Source organism: Limnothrix sp. FACHB-1083, from assembly GCF_014696485.1.
Taxonomy (GTDB): Bacteria; Cyanobacteriota; Cyanobacteriia; order CACIAM-69d; family CACIAM-69d; genus CACIAM-69d.
On record NZ_JACJQD010000009.1, the window covers coordinates 60803 to 78147 of the forward strand.

At 54.8% G+C, this 17345-nt stretch carries 18 protein-coding genes; 9 read left to right on the forward strand and 9 right to left on the reverse strand.

The genetic code is table 11. From position 1 onward, the window contains the following. Positions 1-49: 49 nt before the first annotated feature. From H6F46_RS12645 to H6F46_RS12660, 3 genes are all read left to right on the forward strand, one after another. Positions 50-364, forward strand: coding sequence for a nucleotidyltransferase family protein (locus H6F46_RS12645; protein WP_370567140.1), 315 nt, complete (start codon positions 50-52; stop codon positions 362-364). Positions 365-889: 525 nt separating this feature from the next. Further along, positions 890-1300, forward strand: coding sequence for a nucleotidyltransferase domain-containing protein (locus H6F46_RS12655; protein ID WP_199291542.1), 411 nt, complete (start codon positions 890-892; stop codon positions 1298-1300). Beyond that, positions 1293-1688: a HEPN domain-containing protein gene (locus H6F46_RS12660; RefSeq protein ID WP_190355066.1), complete on the forward strand. Its 396-nt coding sequence runs from the start codon at positions 1293-1295 to the stop codon at positions 1686-1688. The genes H6F46_RS12655 and H6F46_RS12660 overlap by 8 nt, the downstream gene beginning before the upstream one ends. Positions 1689-1718: 30 nt before the next feature. Here the strand turns inward: H6F46_RS12660 and H6F46_RS12665 are convergent, their stop codons facing one another. Next, positions 1719-2012, reverse strand: coding sequence for a nucleotidyltransferase family protein (locus H6F46_RS12665; protein WP_199291543.1), 294 nt, complete (start codon positions 2010-2012; stop codon positions 1719-1721). A 202-nt stretch (positions 2013-2214) separates the two neighbouring features. On the opposite strand from H6F46_RS12665, the gene H6F46_RS12670 reads away from it, so the two are divergent. From H6F46_RS12670 to H6F46_RS12680, 3 genes are read left to right on the forward strand one after another with little or no spacing between them, the layout of a single operon-like run. Continuing rightward, positions 2215-2634, forward strand: coding sequence for an element excision factor XisH family protein (locus H6F46_RS12670; RefSeq protein ID WP_099531937.1), 420 nt, complete (start codon positions 2215-2217; stop codon positions 2632-2634). After that, the gene (locus H6F46_RS12675; protein WP_190355067.1) at positions 2619-2957 is read left to right on the forward strand and encodes a XisI protein; all 339 of its coding nucleotides are present in this window, start codon (positions 2619-2621) and stop codon (positions 2955-2957) included. Before H6F46_RS12670 ends, H6F46_RS12675 begins: the two co-directional genes overlap by 16 nt. A gap of 59 nt (positions 2958-3016) precedes the next feature. After that, a complete protein-coding gene (locus H6F46_RS12680; protein WP_190355068.1) occupies positions 3017-3712 on the forward strand; it encodes a Uma2 family endonuclease in 696 nt (231 codons plus the stop codon). 128 nt (positions 3713-3840) lie between these two features. Here H6F46_RS12680 and H6F46_RS12685 read toward each other — a convergent pair whose 3' ends face one another. From H6F46_RS12685 to H6F46_RS12700, 4 genes are all read right to left on the reverse strand, one after another. After that, on the reverse strand, positions 3841-4431 hold the full coding sequence (locus H6F46_RS12685; RefSeq protein WP_099531934.1) for a diheme cytochrome C: 591 nt from the start codon (positions 4429-4431) through the stop codon (positions 3841-3843). 47 nt (positions 4432-4478) lie between these two features. Further along, a complete protein-coding gene (locus tag H6F46_RS12690; RefSeq protein ID WP_190355069.1) occupies positions 4479-5417 on the reverse strand; it encodes a MoxR family ATPase in 939 nt (312 codons plus the stop codon). A gap of 168 nt (positions 5418-5585) precedes the next feature. After that, positions 5586-6551, reverse strand: a complete 966-nt coding sequence (locus H6F46_RS12695; RefSeq protein WP_190355070.1) for a bifunctional riboflavin kinase/FAD synthetase — start codon at positions 6549-6551, stop codon at positions 5586-5588. Positions 6552-6784: 233 nt separating this feature from the next. Further along, positions 6785-7684 carry an MBL fold metallo-hydrolase gene (locus tag H6F46_RS12700; RefSeq protein ID WP_099531931.1) on the reverse strand — a complete coding sequence of 300 codons (900 nt, stop codon included), beginning with the start codon at positions 7682-7684 and terminating at the stop codon, positions 6785-6787. Between the two features lie 1386 nt (positions 7685-9070). Between H6F46_RS12700 and H6F46_RS12705 the strand changes: the two genes are divergently transcribed. Then, positions 9071-10330, forward strand: a complete 1260-nt coding sequence (locus H6F46_RS12705) for an MlaD family protein (protein ID WP_190355071.1) — start codon at positions 9071-9073, stop codon at positions 10328-10330. 55 nt (positions 10331-10385) lie between these two features. On the opposite strand, the gene H6F46_RS12710 is transcribed toward H6F46_RS12705, so the two are convergent. Continuing rightward, positions 10386-10694: a TMEM165/GDT1 family protein gene (locus tag H6F46_RS12710; protein ID WP_099531929.1), complete on the reverse strand. Its 309-nt coding sequence runs from the start codon at positions 10692-10694 to the stop codon at positions 10386-10388. Between the two features lie 4 nt (positions 10695-10698). Continuing rightward, complete coding sequence (locus H6F46_RS12715; RefSeq protein ID WP_190355072.1) at positions 10699-11079, reverse strand: TMEM165/GDT1 family protein; 381 nt, start codon at positions 11077-11079, stop codon at positions 10699-10701. A 390-nt stretch (positions 11080-11469) separates the two neighbouring features. Here H6F46_RS12715 and alr point away from each other — a divergent pair, with 390 nt between their 5' ends. Both alr and H6F46_RS12725 read left to right on the forward strand, forming a co-directional pair. Then, positions 11470-12642 (forward strand): alanine racemase, encoded by a 1173-nt coding sequence (gene alr, locus H6F46_RS12720; protein WP_190355073.1) that lies wholly within the window; start codon positions 11470-11472, stop codon positions 12640-12642. 120 nt (positions 12643-12762) lie between these two features. Further along, positions 12763-15417 carry a CHASE2 domain-containing protein gene (locus H6F46_RS12725; protein ID WP_190355074.1) on the forward strand — a complete coding sequence of 885 codons (2655 nt, stop codon included), beginning with the start codon at positions 12763-12765 and terminating at the stop codon, positions 15415-15417. Here H6F46_RS12725 and H6F46_RS12730 read toward each other — a convergent pair. Further along, positions 15392-16180 (reverse strand): MBL fold metallo-hydrolase, encoded by a 789-nt coding sequence (locus tag H6F46_RS12730; protein ID WP_099531925.1) that lies wholly within the window; start codon positions 16178-16180, stop codon positions 15392-15394. The genes H6F46_RS12725 and H6F46_RS12730 overlap by 26 nt on opposite strands. Before the next feature lie 96 nt (positions 16181-16276). After that, positions 16277-17128 (reverse strand): hypothetical protein, encoded by an 852-nt coding sequence (locus H6F46_RS12735; protein ID WP_199291544.1) that lies wholly within the window; start codon positions 17126-17128, stop codon positions 16277-16279. Positions 17129-17345 lie beyond the last annotated feature (217 nt).

A 17345-nucleotide genomic window follows, 5' to 3' on the forward strand; every position in this document is an offset into this window, starting at 1 on the left:
AGTGATTAGACTCAAGCCACTACGTCTGGCAAGTTGTTTTTTAATTCTGATCGAGCTTATTGCTGAACTGTGCGATCGCTGGCAAATCACCGAATTTGCCCTGTTTGGCTCAGTATTACGCGACGACTTTCATCCCGACAGCGACATCGATGTTTTAGTCAGCTTTGCCCCCACCGCTCAACGGGGACTCACGGAAACCCTGCAAATCCGTGATGAACTAGAAGCACTATTCGGCCGTCCCGTTGACCTGTTGGTAAAAGCTGCGATCGAGCGCAGCGACAACTGGTTACGCCGCCAAAACATCCTCAACACTGCAAAAGTGATTTATCGTTCACCTATTGCCAGTCAGTTTGAACGCAAGTAATACTGGACTAGCCGGAAATATCAACTCTTGCACCCAGAATTGCAAATGAGTACAGCCTTTTCGCGTCTAGAGCTTCAGAGGATTGCCAAGGATCATAGACTGCTTTTATGGTCAATCCTTGCGGGTTTGATTGCCATCCTGGTTCGTTTCCTCATAGGAGATGAACTCACTGGCTGGATCTTATATTTAGCATCGGGAATATTTCAGATAGTTGCACTATACAAGCTAGGAAGATCTCTTAAGCTTTCAATCGTGTGGATGACTTTGCTCGTAATTGGTTTGTTCATCCCACTCCTAGGCTTGTTAATCCTGCTGCTTGTGCATGACAAAGCAATGAAAGCCATGAAGTCCGCTGGTGTTCCAGTAGGATTCATGGGCGCTGACCCGAAGTCTATCGAGTAGAACAGAAGCTTTCTGAATTTCTTCAGCCTCAATCAAAATATCTTCCAATCGTTCTGTAAAACTTCCAGGCAGTCCACGCCATCACTCAGCACTGTCCGAAACACCCAATCTGGAGCGTTGACCATGCCAGCCTCCCCGATCGCCCAAAACTCAACCGATCAAGACGCGGTACTGATGCGATCGCTGGCTGGGCAATCACGCCATCCTCACCTGGCTCAAATCGCGATCGCCCTACGCGACAACCTGGTCAAGATTTACGGCGATCGCCTAGCCCACCTCATCCTCTTTGGTTCCCAAGCCCGAGGCGATGCCAAACCAGACTCCGATCTCGATTTGCTGATTGTTCTGCACGACCAGAAAGCCAAAATCGATCGCTTGCAAGAACAGGAACGAACCCAGTTCATCACCGATCTTTGTCTAGACTACGAATTAGTCATCTGCCCCATTTTCTGGCTAGAGCATCAGCTAGATTGGGAACACCATCCACTCCTACAAAATATCAAAGCTGACGGAATTCCACTGATCAATGTCTAGCGAGATTATTGACCGAATCCAAAAAGCCTGTGACAGCCTACGCGCAGCCCAATTATTGCTAGGCGAAGGGCTTCCAGATTTTGCAATGTCAAGAGCCTATTACACAATGTTCTATGTTGCAGAAGCCTTTCTAATTTCTCGAAATTTCCGATTTTCTAGCCACTCAGCGACTATTAGTGCCTTTGGACGCGAGTTCATTAAACCCAAAGAATTACCCGTTGAATTTCATCAGTTTTTATTACAAGCATTTCAGTCCCGGGCGATCGGAGACTATGGCGCTTGTGACTCAATTGAAATCGAAGAAGCACAAATTCATATTGAACGTGCACAAAAGTTCATTGACTTAGCAAACAATTATTTTCAGGTTGAACCCGATCCAGATCAGTAATAAGAGTCTTACACTTGGTCTACAAAACTTCTAGAAGGCACGCACCGCCTCCCGTAGCACAATATCTCTCAGGTAGGGGCGCAGCGACTGTGGCGTTCCTAAGTCAACAGAACAATTTAAAATTTCCTCCAGATAGTCCTTCAGCTCAATAAAGGTAAATAATCCCACGGGTTTTTCGAACTCCACCAGTAAATCCACATCACTATCAGCACCGGCTTCATCTCGCGCCACGGAGCCAAATAGAAATAGCGTTTTCACCGCAAATGTCTGAATTTGCTGCTGATGGGCTAATAGCGTTTCGATGACCGTTTGCCGACTCAGCATTTTCAGTGCCCCCATCATTGGTTGAACCGACGCTAGCCTTTCTTGTTATACCAAAGAGAAGCGCGATCGCTGAGTTGCAACGGCTCAATCTCGAAGACGATGCCAGCCTCCCCGATCGCCCAGAAGCTCACCGATTAAAATACTAAGTAGATTAGCCGTCAGGAAAAATGACGATTACAGCCAGCACAGCAAGAAATCGATCATGCCCGCCAAAGATATTTTCCATAATTGCGTCAAAAATTCTCTAGTCAAAGCAGGCTGGACAATCACCCATGATCCCTTTCGGATTCGATTAACGCGCAAAAACCTTTTCGTTGATCTCGGTGCCGAGCGCTTAATTGCAGCCGATCGGGGCACAGAAAAAATCGCCGTTGAAATCAAAAGCTTCACCCGCGCCTCCGACATCAAAGATTTAGAAGATGCCCTCGGTCAATTTATTCTCTATGAACGACTCCTCTTGCGCTACGCTCCCGAAAGAACCCTTTATTTAGCCGTCACTCATTCAGTCTATAAAACTGTTTTTGAAGAAGAAGCTGGCCAAATACTGCTAGAAGACAAGTTAATTCGCTTGCTGACATTCGACCCTAACCAGGAGGTTATTAAGCAATGGATTTCAACTTAGACACTGACCAGTCGATCATTCAGAAAATCTTCAATAGCTACATTGAATTCTTAGGAACCAGTGATGATGTTCAGCTAGAAACAATCATCGATACTCAGAACCACCATTATCTGTTGGTTGAAGTTGGCTGGCACAATGGACGACGCATCTATGGCACGCTTCTACACATTGACATCATTGATCAGAAGCTTTGGATTCAACAGGATGGAACAGAAGAAGGAATCGCCGATGAACTAGTCGCTTTAGGAATTCCCAAAAATCGCATTGTCCTGGGATTTAAACCCAGCGATCGCCGTCAAATCACTGAATTTGCTGTTTCCTAAACCGCTTGTCAGAGCCATCACTCAGCACTGTCTAAACCACCCAATCTGGAGCGTTGACCATGCCAGCCTCCCTGCCCCAATCAACCATTCAGCTAGAATCTATCAACCACTCATCCAGCATCATTCTTGATCATTGGCAGCGCGGAACCTGGGAAGAATTCATCGCGATCGCGGGAGAAAATGAAGCCGATAGTCGCGATGATCTACGCAGTTATTATCAAGATGGTTGGATGCGCTTTGAAATGACACCCCTCGGCCCCGAACACGCTCGCAATAACGCAATTCCGCTGGATGTCGCCAACCTATACGCAGCCTTCCAGAAGCGTAAAATTGTACGCTACATCAATCCTTCAATGCGGAAGCGTGGTGAAAAAGAGTCACAACCCGACTTGGCCTTTTATATCGATCGCGACCTCAAAGACCTGCCAACCGGCAATGCACCGATCGACCTCGATCGCTTTGATCCACCCACCCTCGTAGTAGAAGTTGGCGCAAGCAGTTTTGCCGATGATGTGGGCATGAAACGGTTGCTCTACGAACGGCTGGGCGTGGCGGAATATTGGGTGGTGAACGTCGAAGCGCGATCGATCATTGGATTTGCGATCGCCGATCGGGGCAGTCGAGAAATTCAGATCTCCCAAGTGTTGCCCGGTTTAGAATTGTCGATTATCACTGAAGCGCTGCAACGGCTCGATCGCGAAGATGACGGACAAATCACCCGCTGGCTAATTGATCAATTCCAGGAGAAACCTTGAGTCAAAATGCCAAAGTTATCAATTCCTTACTTGGTCATCTGCCCCATTTTCTGGCTAGAGCATCAGCTAGATTGGGAACACCATCCACTCCTGCAAAATATCAGAGCCGACGGAATTCCACTGATCAGTCAAGGTGCATTTTCCCAATCGGGAGAAAGGGCACGGAAATTAAAGAAGTCAGCACGGGGATGACAACGAATGCAGGTGCTGAGTTGAACGGGGTCTGGTAGCTGAACGCGGGGGTGCAAAGCCTTGAAAGTGGTGGTTCTGCCAACGCGGTAGTTAATTTGTTCGTTGTTTTCGGCGGGGCGTGAATATTCTTTCAAATAGTTCCAAATGATTTGGAGGCTGGGATCTCGGGGTGTCTCGATCGTGGTTCCGTAGTGGTCGCGATCGCGAATCAGATTTCGCCAAACCTGACTAGGCATCAATCCTGGGGGCACGCCGATATGGCAGGAGGCGCAATTTTCCAGGTACAGTTCTCGCCCCAGCGTGAAAGAGGGCGCAACGCGATCGATGTCGCCGTTGGGGTCGATGAGCACCGATCGCTCGGCTTGGGCGATGACCGATTGGCCAGAATCCGCGATCGGGAGCGAACTCGGCGCGATCGCCCGGGCCAGCCCGACCCCAAACAGCATGGCCAGCAGTGCCAGCAGGAGCGCAACCCCCCAGGATGCACGCCGCGATCGGATGAGATGCCCAAATTTGCTGTCTGCCATGCCCGATGGTTGCCGTGAAGGATTTAGAGGAAAGAAATGGGTGGGAGCTAGTCTACGGGAATCGTTTGCAGGAGCCGATCAACCACGGTGCGGGCGTTTTTGCCCCCAGCGGGAATCAGACGGTGCGCCAAAACCGAGAGCGCCAATTGTTTCACGTCATCGGGCAAAATATAATCCCGATTCTGCAAGAAGGCGAGGGCTTGGGCGGAACGTTGCATGGCAACCGCGCCCCGGGGACTGACTCCAAGGGTGATTTCGTCATCTTGGCGGGTCGATCGCACCAGGCGCAAGATATAGTCCTGGACTGCGGCGGAAACCTGCACTTGGCGACAGGCCTTTTGCAGTTCCCGCACCGACTCCAGCGTAATGCAGGGTTGCAAATCTTGGTCGATCGCCCCCATCTGGTGTCGCTGCAACATCCGCAGTTCATCTTCCGCCGACGGATAGCCTAGGGAAAAGGACAGGGCAAAGCGATCCATTTGGGCTTCCGGCAGCGGAAACGTCCCTTGATACTCGATCGGGTTTTGGGTCGCAATCACAAAAAACGGTTCCGGCACGGGCCGCGACAACCCATCCAAGGTCACCTGCCGCTCTTCCATCACTTCCAACAATGCCGCTTGGGTGCGCGGTGTGGCCCGGTTAATTTCATCGGCCAACAGCACATTGCTGAAAGCGGGCCCCGCCACAAACTCGAATTGCCCCTTTTGGGGATTCCAAATATTAGTACCGGTCACGTCGGCGGGCAACAGGTCGGGGGTGCATTGCAAGCGCTGGAACTTGCCATCAATCGATCGCGCTAGGGACTTGGCCAACAGCGTTTTGCCCACCCCGGGCACATCCTCCAGCAGCGCATGGCCACCCCCCAGCAACGCCACCAACACAAGCTGGATTGCCCCATCTTTGCCAACGATCGCCCGTTGGAGATTGTTCTGAAGTGCTTGCAGTGCCTGTTTGTGCGACTCGATCGTCGGCGAACTTTCACCCATAATTCAATCCTAAAATTTGGCCGAATTGGGCCGAACTTGGCAACGCCAGTTCCAGAGCTTCCGCCCCGAGGGTGCAACCCCAAGGACATGGCCCCAAGCCATCGGCAAGCCATGAAACTGTCGGCCTGAAGGCGGCGGAGGGGCTGGGAAACCAAGCCTTCCGTCAGCTTAACTTAAGGGAACGGCAGTGAGGCGATCGCGGGCCTGTTGACGATCCTGCTCAATTTGAGTTTTCAGGTCTGCCAAAGATGCAAACCGCTGCTCTGGGCGCAGAAAATCAACTAACTCGATCGTCACCCATTGTCCATACAAGTCTCCTGACCAATCCAGCAGATGCACTTCCACGGTCACCGCCGCCTGTTCACCGACCGTGGGCCGCCGACCAATATTCGTGACTCCCGGCCGCAGGGAACCATCGGCCAAGGTGACCCGCACCGCATAGACCCCCAATCGGGGCAGTAGTTTTTCCGGGGGAATGGTTAAGTTGGCTGTCGGGAAGCCCAATTGCTGCCCCAGTTGTTGACCCGCTTCCACCCGTCCGGCGATCGCGTAGGGCCGGCCCAGGAGCGCTTGGGTCTTATGCACATCCCCATCCCCAAGGGCGGCCCGAATTCGGGAACTGCTGATGCGCCCTTCTTGGTCAGACATCAGCGACACGATTTTGACCGGCACGCCAAATTCGGCGGCAATTTCTCGCAGGCGATCGGCCGTTCCCGATCGACCTCGGCCAAAATGAAAGTCGGCCCCCACGGCGATCGCCCGGGCCTGCAAGCCCCGAATCAGGATCTCCACCGTAAAATCTTCGGGGGTTAAATCCGCCAACGATCGACCAAAGGGCAAAATCACAAATTGCTCAATTCCCAGGCGATCAAGCACCTGCGCCTTCTCATCCATCGGTGTGAGCAAAGGGTGCGATCGCCCACTAAAAAACGCCTTGGGGTGGGGCGAAAAGGAAACCACCGTGCTCACCGGCATCGAACCTGGCTCAGCGGCAGAATCACTTGGGTCGATCGCCGGGCCATTCAAAATGGGCGCAATTACCCGTTGGTGACCCCGATGCACACCATCAAAATTACCGAGTGCGATCGTGGTCGGCGACAGTACCGAATCCAGTGCAGACGTGATCCAAACCAATAGGACTCTCTAAGCTCCCCGAACAACAAACTCCTGCGAGCTGCGCCCTCTAGATCGATCAACAACCTAGAGTGATGACCTAGACCGAGATCCAGGTTCATGACTCCGATGCACCACCTAGCTCAGGACTGGCTAGCTCAGGACTGGCTAGCTCAAGACTTGCCAGATCAAGACCCGATCGCGGCAATCTCAGCTTAGTCCAGGTGTGCAATCTAGGGATGGCTGTCAGTCATCTAGGCGAGCACCGTCACCTCTGGGCGAATGGTCGGTTGTTCCGGTCGTCGGGGGGTCAGTTGAATTGTCATCCCCTCCATTGCAATCAACGCATGGGGGAAAGCCGCCGCCGCCTGCCGACCCATTTCATCCAAGAAGGCATCCGTGTGCAGAGGATCATGATGGAAAATGACCAACTGGTCAACATTGGCCGCCTGCGCCACCTTCACCGCCTCTTGCCAGGTGGAATGGCCCCAGCCCACCTTGCTGGTCTTAGGCGAATTGTATTCATCATCGGTGTAGGTAGCATCGTAAATCAGCACATCCGCATCCTTGGCCAGGTGCAGCACGTTCTCATCCAGGCGATCGGAAAAATGCTCCGTATCGGTGACGTAAGCCACAACTCGCCCTTGCCAGGTGATGCGATAGCCCACCGCTTCGCCAGGGTGATTGAGAGACGCATTTTCCACATGCAGATCATCGATCGCGATCGTGTCTCCCACCTGCATGTCATAAAAGGCCAAATCCGCCCCCATCACTTGCAGGGGAACCGGGAAGTTGGGATGCAACATTTGGTCGTTCATGCGCTGCTTAATCGTCGCCCCATTGGGCGCGGGCGCTCCATAGATGTGGAAGCGATTGCCCTTGATAAAAGCAGGCACAAAGAACGGAAAGCCTTGAATGTGGTCCCAATGACTGTGGGTGAAGAACATGTGGGCTTCAACGGGCATCTCGGCTAGCATGGACTGCCCCAAGACCCTTAACCCCGTACCACCATCAAAAATCAACCGACGATCGCCCACGCGCATTTCGACACAGGGGGTGTTACCGCCGTATTTAACCGTCTCAGGGCCGGGGCAGGGAATACTGCCACGAACACCCCAAAAGCGGATCTGGAACTGGCTGTTCGGACTGGACATGGGTAAGCGGATAAGCCAAATTTCAGTGCAGAGTGACGCTCCCCGATGCCATACAGCCTAGCGCGATCGGTCGCATGACTGGGGAAAACATTGCGGTGGGTCAGCAGATGGAGATTCAGGCGGAATTCATACGGAGCATGACCAACGATGTTTGCCGAAAGCATTGCCGAAAACAACCGACGGTCGCAGCCCGGCCCTAGGCATAGATTGCATTGCTAAGGAATGCATCTCTAGAATTTTCAGCAAGAATTCCCAGTGAGGAATCTTGGCTTGAAGCTCTAGATTGACTTTGCATTAGGCCAATTGATGCACAGGGATTCGCAAGATGCAAGGTGGTTGGACTGTCACCCAGGTAGAGTCTGGTGAAACCAAAACTAGAGTAAAGCCGCATTCGCACAGGCGAGGTGATTTAAATCAAAGCTTGTCCCGATTGCCGTCAGATTTGTAGTCTGGGATAGCATTTGGGCAATTCTAAAATTTTCATCGACCTAGAGCTTTGACCCAGATCCTCGACCCAGATCCTCGCCTCAGATGCCAAAGCTATGTTGGGCCCTGAGCGGCTCCGCAACCTCTGGATCCAGATCCTGAATCCGGATGACGGATTGATCAGACAGATCAATCAGCAAGCGTGAAATTCCAGCAGCGCTGGGTGACTTCGATTGTGACCCGTTGGGCCCCGATCGTGCCAGGTTATGACCCGACAACTATATTGACCTAATCTGACTCAATTGGGCACTAACCGTTTTGACGAATCGGAACCGATGGCGGGTGGGGGTGGCCCAAGGAAGCGATCGAACCTGAACCTGTTGAACCTCCCAGCATCTTAGCTGACATTCTCCGCCGGCCTGTGAGGGAGAACACAGGCGATCGGGGCAATTTCCGCAAGGATTTAGGGTAGGTTATCCCTCGTTTCGCAGATTGGGGAACAGCGTCCGGAATCCTTAAGGCTTCCAGCGCAATTCCGACCCAGATGATTTGGGCCAAGCGCCATCGCCAAACCTCATGGCCCAGACTTGGCTAGGATCCCTGTGGTCAAGATCTGCCGCTAGACATCGGAGCCGTCTTTGGTTCATTCTGGGTCTGATCTGACCGGGCTTGATTGGATTTGAGGACAAGCGGAGGCTAGCCCCTACCATTGGCTTGGGCTGAGTTCACCGATCGGGGGTCATCCTGGAGTCATTGCCTGAGAGCGATGACTGGGGAGCGATGAACTTGGGGAGAACTGCTGGGGCGTGAGTCTGCCTGGGCTGTGCCTCTGTTTAAGCTTTCCTGGAGATCTCCATTTCTGATCCCTGCGCTGTTGACTGCGGGTGTGGCTGATCGTGATCCAACTGCTACTTAGTCTATTGAATTGCTCTAACCAGTGCCATTAGGAGACCATTTACCATGCGATCGCGCACTGTCCGAGAGGGGGCCGTTGGTCTGCTGGTGCTATTGGGACTGGGGCTGGTTGCGGTGCTGAGTTTGTGGCTCAGTGAAACCTATTTGGGTCGTCGTCCCTATCGTTTAATTGTTGAGTTTGCCAATGCCGATGGGCTGAAGGTTGGCTCGCCGGTTTTGTTCCGTGGCGTACCGGTTGGCAAGGTGACGGATATTCGGGCGGCTTCCAATTCGGTTGATGTGGTGATTGAGGTGGAAAATCCGGAGTTACGGATGCCTCGCCAATCCTCGGCGGAAGTCGATCGCACCGGGTTGATTGGCGAAGCATCGTTGGCCATTCGCCCCCTCAACGACAGTCGGCCAGTGCCCACGGTAGGGCCGGGTCCAGCCCAAGGGGATTGTGATTCCCAGTTGCTGCTTTGTGGGGGCGATCGCTTGGTGGGCAGCCCGCCCATTAACTATGGATCGCTGATTCGGGCGATCGTCAAAATTGCGGATTTGATTACGGATCCGACGTTTCAAGGCAAGGTCGATCGAGCCATGGGTAACCTCAACGCCACCACGGCCGAAATTCGCCAGCTCAGTCGAGATGCGGCCAGTTTGGCGCGGTCTTTGCAGCAGGAGGTGCGCACCTTTGGCAACACCGCCCGTTCGATCGCCCGCACCTCAGACACCATTAACCGCGCCACGGGCAGCACCACCACGGCCATTGTCCGCACCGCCAATTCCCTGGAGCAGACCAGTACGAGCGTTAATGGGCTGATTGTCAGTAATCGAGGAAATTTGAGCCGAACGCTGACCAGCTTGGCGGAAACCAGTGCGAGCCTGCGCAATGCGTTGGGAGAGGTTGCGCCCGCCATGCGTCAGTTACGCGGTAGCAACCTGCTGCAAAATTTGGATGCGCTGACGGAAAATGCGGCCCAAACGGCGGCCAATTTGCGGGACATCACGGGGGCGATTAAGAGTCCCCAAAGTCTGTTCATGTTGCAACAAACGGTGAATTCCGCGCGATCGACCCTCCAAAATCTTGAAAAAATCACCAGTGATTTGGATGAGCTGACGGGCGATCCACAATTTCGCAGTAGCTTGCGGGTGATTATTACGGCGCTGGGGCAATTTCTGGCCACTACGCAACAGCTTGAGGAACAGGTGCAAGCTCCGGCCCCGGGGCCGGAACGGGCAACCCCGCCCGCCAATCGATCCACCAACCGGCCCGCTAACCGATTCGAGAGTGAACCAGATGTGGATGTGCGGTTTGAGCGTTAGTGGCTTGAGTGTTAGGGATTTGGGCGAGTATTCGTGAAGAAAGCCGATCGGCCGCTTAATCTGCTTCGGGAGCCTCGTAGTCCGGGGGAAAATCCGCTGCGGGCCACAACAATCGCAGACCCATAATCGCAAACCCGATCGCGGCGGCGGCCTTCACCAAGCGGGTGGGCAAAAGTTGGGCCGTGCCCTCGCCAATCACAACCCCAATCAGGCTGGCGAACACCAGGGCGGCCGCCGTGCCCGCAAACACGGCTCGGGGCGATCGGGAACCACCACTGAGGGCGATCGCGGCCAGTTGGCTCTTGTCGCCCAACTCCGCCAAAAACACGGTGATAAAACTCAGTCCCAGTAATTGCCAGTTCATCACCCTACCCTCCAATCATGGCTTCCCACAACAGGGAGACGGATACCATCAACAGAATTGCGCCCACGATGGTTTCCAAGGTTTTGATCGACACCCAACGAGCCAGGAGCTGACCCAACAGCACACCAACCAAACTGGTGGAAATGAGGGCGATCGTGGCCCCCAAAAACACCACCCAAGGTTGATGGGACTCGGCAGCCATCAGCAGAACAGCCACTTGCGTTTTGTCCCCAAATTCCGCCAAAAAGATGGCGATGAAGGTGGAGGCAAAGGCGCTGAGGAAATTGCTGCGGGCGCTGGTGGCGGGCGATTGGGCCGCTGATGGGCGATCAGGTTGCGCCTCGGACTGGGCCGGGGTGAGGGCAGAAGGATCAGACAAGTTCACGGGATCTCGTAACGGCGGCGGGAAACGGCGAAAACAAGGCGAAAACAAATGAGATCAGCAGAAATCAGCAGGAATTAACGCTGATTTTCACAGTGCTTTCATTTTTGATGACCCTATTCTATCGCTGATGTAGCAGATGGTTTGGGGAATTGCGGTTCAGGAATTCCAGCGGGCTGAGAACTGGATCAATGGCAGCCGGGCCATGGCCAACCGGCCCTTCAGAGGCAATTGATTTGACCAGTTCCGCCACAGCGGTGAGTTTGGTGAGTTTATGGAATGGGTGCGCTATGGTTGGGGCGATCGAGCGTTGCCGGAATTACCGAAACCGGACGGCGGCGATCGATCCAACAGGCCAACGGCCCAACAGTGGTGTGAAGGAGAAAACCGAACATGTTAGTGCAGCAACAGCCGTCCCTGACTTGGTTGCAGCGCGAGCGGGCCTGGGTGGAAATTGACCTGGCGGCCCTGCGCCACAATGTGCGCCACCTGAAAACCTGGGTGGGCGATCGGGTGGAATTGTTGGCGGTGGTTAAGGCCGATGCCTATGGCCACGGGGCGGCGACCATTGCCCGATCGGCCCTAGCGGCGGGGGCCCAATGGCTGGCCGTGGCCACGATCGAGGAAGGCGGCCAACTCCGAGAAGCCAACATTGATGCACCCATTTTGGTGTTAGGCGCAGCTCACACCGCTGATCAGATCAAGGCGCTGCTGCATTGGAAACTGCAACCCACCCTTTGCACCTTGCAACAGAGTTTCACCTTTGCGGAGGTGCTGAAATCCTTAGGGCGATCGCTGCCGGTACACCTCAACATCGACACAGGCATGGCCCGGCTGGGAACCCGCTGGACGGAAGCCGCTGATTGGGCCCAATGGGTTGCCCAAGCGCCGCCCCTGCGCCTGGCCAGTTTGTATTCCCACTTCGCCACGGCCGATGAACCGGATCCCACGGTGATGCGGCTGCAATATCAGCGATTTCAGGGATTTTTGCAGGATTTTTCCGAACGGGCCCGATCGAGCGGCCTGACCCTGCCCAAAATTCACATGGCCAATTCCGCCGCCCTACTGGCCGATCAGGCTTACCACTTCGATCGGGTGCGGGCTGGCCTGGCGCTTTATGGCTTGGCCCCCGCACCACACCTGGCCGGTATTTTGCCCCTGCGGCCGGTGATGAGCATCCGGGCCCGCATCACCCAACTGAAGACGATCGAACCCGGCGAGGGGGTGAGCTATGGCCATCGTTACGTGGCCCAGCGGCCCACCCGGGTGGCTGTGGTCGGAATTGGTTATGCCGATGGAGTGCCGCGCAACTTGTCTAACCAAATGCAGGTTTTGATTCGCGGGCGATCGGTTCCGCAGATTGGGTCAATCACCATGGATCAGTTGATGTTGGATGTGACGGACTTTCCCGGCGATCTGATGCCGGGTGAAGTGGTCACCCTGTTGGGAGAGGATGCCGGCCAGCAAATTCGGGCAGAAGATTGGGCCGACCGCCTGGGAACCATCTCTTGGGAAATCCTTTGCGGCTTTAAGCATCGCCTACCCAGAATTACGGTTAATGATTAATAGGAGGTTGAAAGATTAATAGGGAGCTGAAATGAGCTGATGGCGGCAATTGCGGGATTTTGGAGAAGCTTTCGCAGATACTAAAGAAATCCTGCTTAACCTTGCGCCCCATCCCGCCCAATGACCTTTCGGGTAAAACTCTCGCTTCATGGTCGCCTGGCAACGGAGGGACTGTTGGCCCGCTTGGACTTGTGGCGCAGCCCCCATCACCAACAAACTTGCGATACTCGCCTGCCGCCCGCACCGGAATTGGTTCAAGTGGCCACGGAATTTTGGGACTTGTGGGCGAGTTATCCCAACCTGCGAATTAAGGTGAAGAGCGTTCAGCGACAGTTGCCCCTTTCTTTGCATCGTCAACAGTGCCAACTCGCGGCCGATCGCCTGCAAACTCTGTTTAACAACTGGTTGGAGGGGGAAAGCTTTCGGGAAATTACCCATGAAATTCTGCGATTTAGCAATCCCGATGATGATCTGTGGCTGTCGATCGCCACGGATGATCGCCATGTGCCAAGGCTGCCTTGGGACGAATGGAAACCCCTGAAAAGTCACCGGCTTGCCTGGGGCTGTTGTCCAACCAGTGGCAAAACACCACCCATTCAGGCGCGATCGGCCCCTAGGGGCTTGGTTCGGATTTTGGCGGTTTTGGGCGATCGGGAGGATTTAGACCTGGATCCCGATCATCAGGCCCTTCAACAACTGAGCCAAGCAGGGCTGGCGGATGTGCAGTTGCTGGATGCTCCGACTCCTGAGCAGTTTTTTGATGCCCTGCGCGATAACCAACCGCAAGTGCTGGTCTTTGCGGGCCACGGCTATCCCGGAACCAACGGCCGATCGGGTCAGATTGGCCTTAACCTGCGGAACAACATTTCCGTAGAAAACTTCAGCCATGCCCTGGAAGGCGCAGTTCAGCAGGGTTTGCAACTGGCGATTTTTAACTGTTGCCACAGCGTGGACTTGGCGGAAGCACTGCATCGATCGCACCTACCGGCCGCCATTGTGATGCGGGCTTCGGTTCCCGATCTAGTCGCTCAACATTTCCTCAAGGACTTTCTGACTCACTACGCCCAATCGCGATCGCTGCCCCTATCTCTGTACGAAGCCCGTCGATCGCTCCAACGCTCCAGCGCCCAATATCCAAGGGCCGATTGGTTGCCGCTGGTCTTTCACCATCCCCTGTTAGATTTGCCCACTTGGCCCGATCGCTCCCACTCGGAAGCTGATTTCCAAAGCTGGAGCGAACCCGTTGGCCCCAGTGCAACTCGGCCCAGCAGCGATCGGCCACTGAGGCAGGATCCAATCCAGAAATTCAGCCAGGAACCCGGTCAAGAAATCAGTCAGGAAATCAATCAGAAATCAAGCCAGGAATTAGATCAGGAAATCAGTCAGAAATCTAGTCAAGAATCAAATCAGAAATTAAATCAAAAACTAAATCAGGCACTGAGTCCAGAAAACAATCAGCGTCCAGAAAACAATCAGCAAATTAGCCCGAAAGTTAGCCCCAAAATTAGTCCGAAACCGTGGCAACTAGTCGGGCAGTCCCTTTTAGCCACGGGGATCACCATTGGCTTAGGCGGCATCATCCAGACCCCGGAATTTTGGGTTTATGACGCAATGTTGCAGCAGTGGCCGTTGGAATTACAAGATCAACGCATTTTGTTGGTCACGATTGATGAAAATGACGTGGCTTATCAAGATCGTCAAGGTTGGCGACGGATTCCAACGGCAGATGGCGGGTTAAATTCCTTGGCTCCGGAGGCCTTGGCCAAGCTTCAGGAGCGACTGGCCACCCTGAAACCCAGCGTCATTGGAGTGGATATTTATTACCCCTGGCCGCTGACCTCCGCTTGGCAACAGCGCCTCTGGTCAAATCCTCGGGTGGTGGGTCTGTGCAAATTAGCTGACCCAACGGAAGATACTTCGGAAATTCCGGCCCCAGTGGGCTTGATGCGCGATCGGGTGGCTTTTTCTGACCAAGCCAGTGATTCAAAAAGGGTGGTGCGACGGCAACTCTTGGCCATGGCGGCTCCCCAGTCCAGCCAAGCTTGTCACGCCACCTATGGACTGAGTGCTCTGTTGGTGGATGATTACCTGAAGCAACAGAGGGTGGCGTTTCAATCCGTGGGCGATCGATGGCGGTATGGTTCCGTTACGATTCCCCAAATTACCGCCGGAGCGGGGGGGTATGGGTGGTTTGATGACCAAGGCAATCAACTGCTGTTGGCTCCTCGGCGGGCGGATTGGGTGCGTTTGCCCCTGCGAGAGGTGTTGCAAAGTACCGATCGAATTCCTTGGACTGGTCAACCCAATCCGATCGTATTAATTGGCAATATCCAAGCCAGCTCTGAGGATCGATGGAAACTACCGGGTGGGCAGGAGATTCCGGGCTTGGAGATTCAGGCTCACGGCATCAGCCAACTGATAAGCGCGGTGCTGGACAATCGCCCCTTGCTTCAGGCGATCGCTTGGCCGCACAAGTTGGGGTGGATTTTGCTTTGGGCGGGTCTTGGGGCAGGGCTGTTGGCGGTTGGGCAGGCAAGGAACCCGCAGCCTCGTTGGTGTGATCGACTTTGGATCGGGGCGATCGGCTCGCTGACGGTGGGGGCGATCGGGATGATCAGTTTTTTTTGGGTGGGCTGGTGGTTACCGGTGGTGTCGCCCATGGTGGCCATGGGCTTGGTGTTGTTGCCAGTTCCCGGGAGAAAGGGCCGTTCCCAGTTCTCCCGATGGCTTGGCCTGGTGCAGCGACTCCCTAGGCGATTGCTGAGGTCTTCTTAAGGGGCATGGCTAGGCGATCGCCCGGTTTGGGTTCCAGGATTTGGGCTGCCAACCCTGCTCCCTGCAATTGGGTCTGAAGTTCTGCGGCATTGCCCTTCGCCCGCAACAGGGACACCAGCAATCCTTCGTATTGCACATCGCCCGCCGCCGCCGTCGGTAACATCACTTGGGGCCGCAGCATGGTTGCCAGCTTCAAGGCGCTGTTGGTTCCCTGAATAATCGGCAGGAATCCCCCGATCGATAGATCCATCAGCGGGCAAAGGGTCACATCCACTGGCCCCAACTCGCTCAACTCCGCCGGGTGATAGCCGTGGGGTTCATAGTAAAGACTTTCGCCGGTTTCGGGCCCCGCGATCGCCCGCAGAATGTAGCCGTTTTCTAGGGTTTTGGGCCCCGTGGGGGAGCCGGTGGTGGCGCGGATGGCCACCTGTTGATCCAGCGTCCAAGTTTGACCGTGATCAAGGGCGATCGCCGTTTGGAACCCCAACTGTTCGGCGACCTTGGCCGCGCTGGGCGATCCCAACACTGGCACGGTGCGATCGATCTGTTCCAAGGTGGGACGATGGGCGTGATCCTCCAGCCCTTGGGACAGCAGAACCAAGTCCAAATTGGCGGGAATTGGACGAGGGTTGGGATGGGTGGCCTTAAAAAACCAAGCGGCATTCCCAAACATCAGCGGCCCCACAAACCAGGGATCAAGCAAAATGCGCTTGCCCGCCAGTTCAATTAACCAGCTATTGCTATCAAACCAAGTGAGGTGCATGGGTGCGATCGGGAAGTTTGCGAGTGGATCTGCCTTGTATCGTAGCGCTGGATTTTGACTGTCGATCCTGTTCCTCACCGCTCGTCCACTGGATGGCTAACTGGCGCGATCGGCAAATGTTCGATCGTCCTGCCAACCGCGATCGAGCAAACCACGCAGGGCCCGCCGACAAATATAAGCCGTGGCTCGGGTGGCAGACTCCCGCTGCCAACGCTGGCAACAGTCCCAAACAAACTGCGGCTGCGATTTGGCCGCGTCATTGAGCCAATTGGCGACGCTGTTTTGCACATACCGCGCAGGATCCGCCCGCAGGGGTTCCAGCAGCGGCAACCCTAAGGATGGCTCGCGCTTCAGGGCTTGGATGTGCGCACACCACACGCCCCGCGGCCGGGTTAACTCCGTAGCGAACCGACGCAGATTCGCCGATGGGTGAAGCGTCCAGGGAATTAACTGGGCGATCGCCAGTTCCAATTGATGGGCCGCATGGGGCCGCAACGCCATCCAAGCCCACTCCCGCACATTGGCGTTGGGATCGTCCGCTAAGTTGGCGATTTGGGCCAGGCGATCGGGCAACGACAGCCCCGGAGCCAAGCCCACCATCATTGCAGCCCAACTGCGGGCCGTGTCACTGCGGTGGGTGGCAAATCGCTCCGAACCGGCCAAACCATACCGATCGAGCAGCAGTTGCCCGACGATTTGCATCCGAGCCTTGATTTTCAAGTGGTCATGGGCGGTCACCTGTTCCAAAATCGGCGCTCCTACGTCGGGGGCGATCGCCCGGAGCAGTTGCCCATGGTCGATCGCCAGCACTTCCGTGAGGGTCACCGCCTCCAGCGTTCCGTGGTTCAGTTGCTGCAAAATAGCCGGGGCAATTTCTGCGATCGACTTCGCACCGGTACGCGCCGGAGCCGGGGAAACGGGACAGGTTTTCATGCCAGATGTTGTCATGCCAGATACCAGTGGGTGAGGTCAGCCGGGGAGGTCAGGCTTGGATCCAGCAGCCGATGCGACCACCTGCACCAGATCCTAGTTAGGCGATCGCCCAAAAACAAATTTCAGTCAGGAATTTCAATCAGAAATGGGCTGCCCCTCGCGCCAATGGCTGATTAACCCCGAAAAACGTTGCTAAAGAACCCATCAACCAACTGACCAACAACTGACAAAC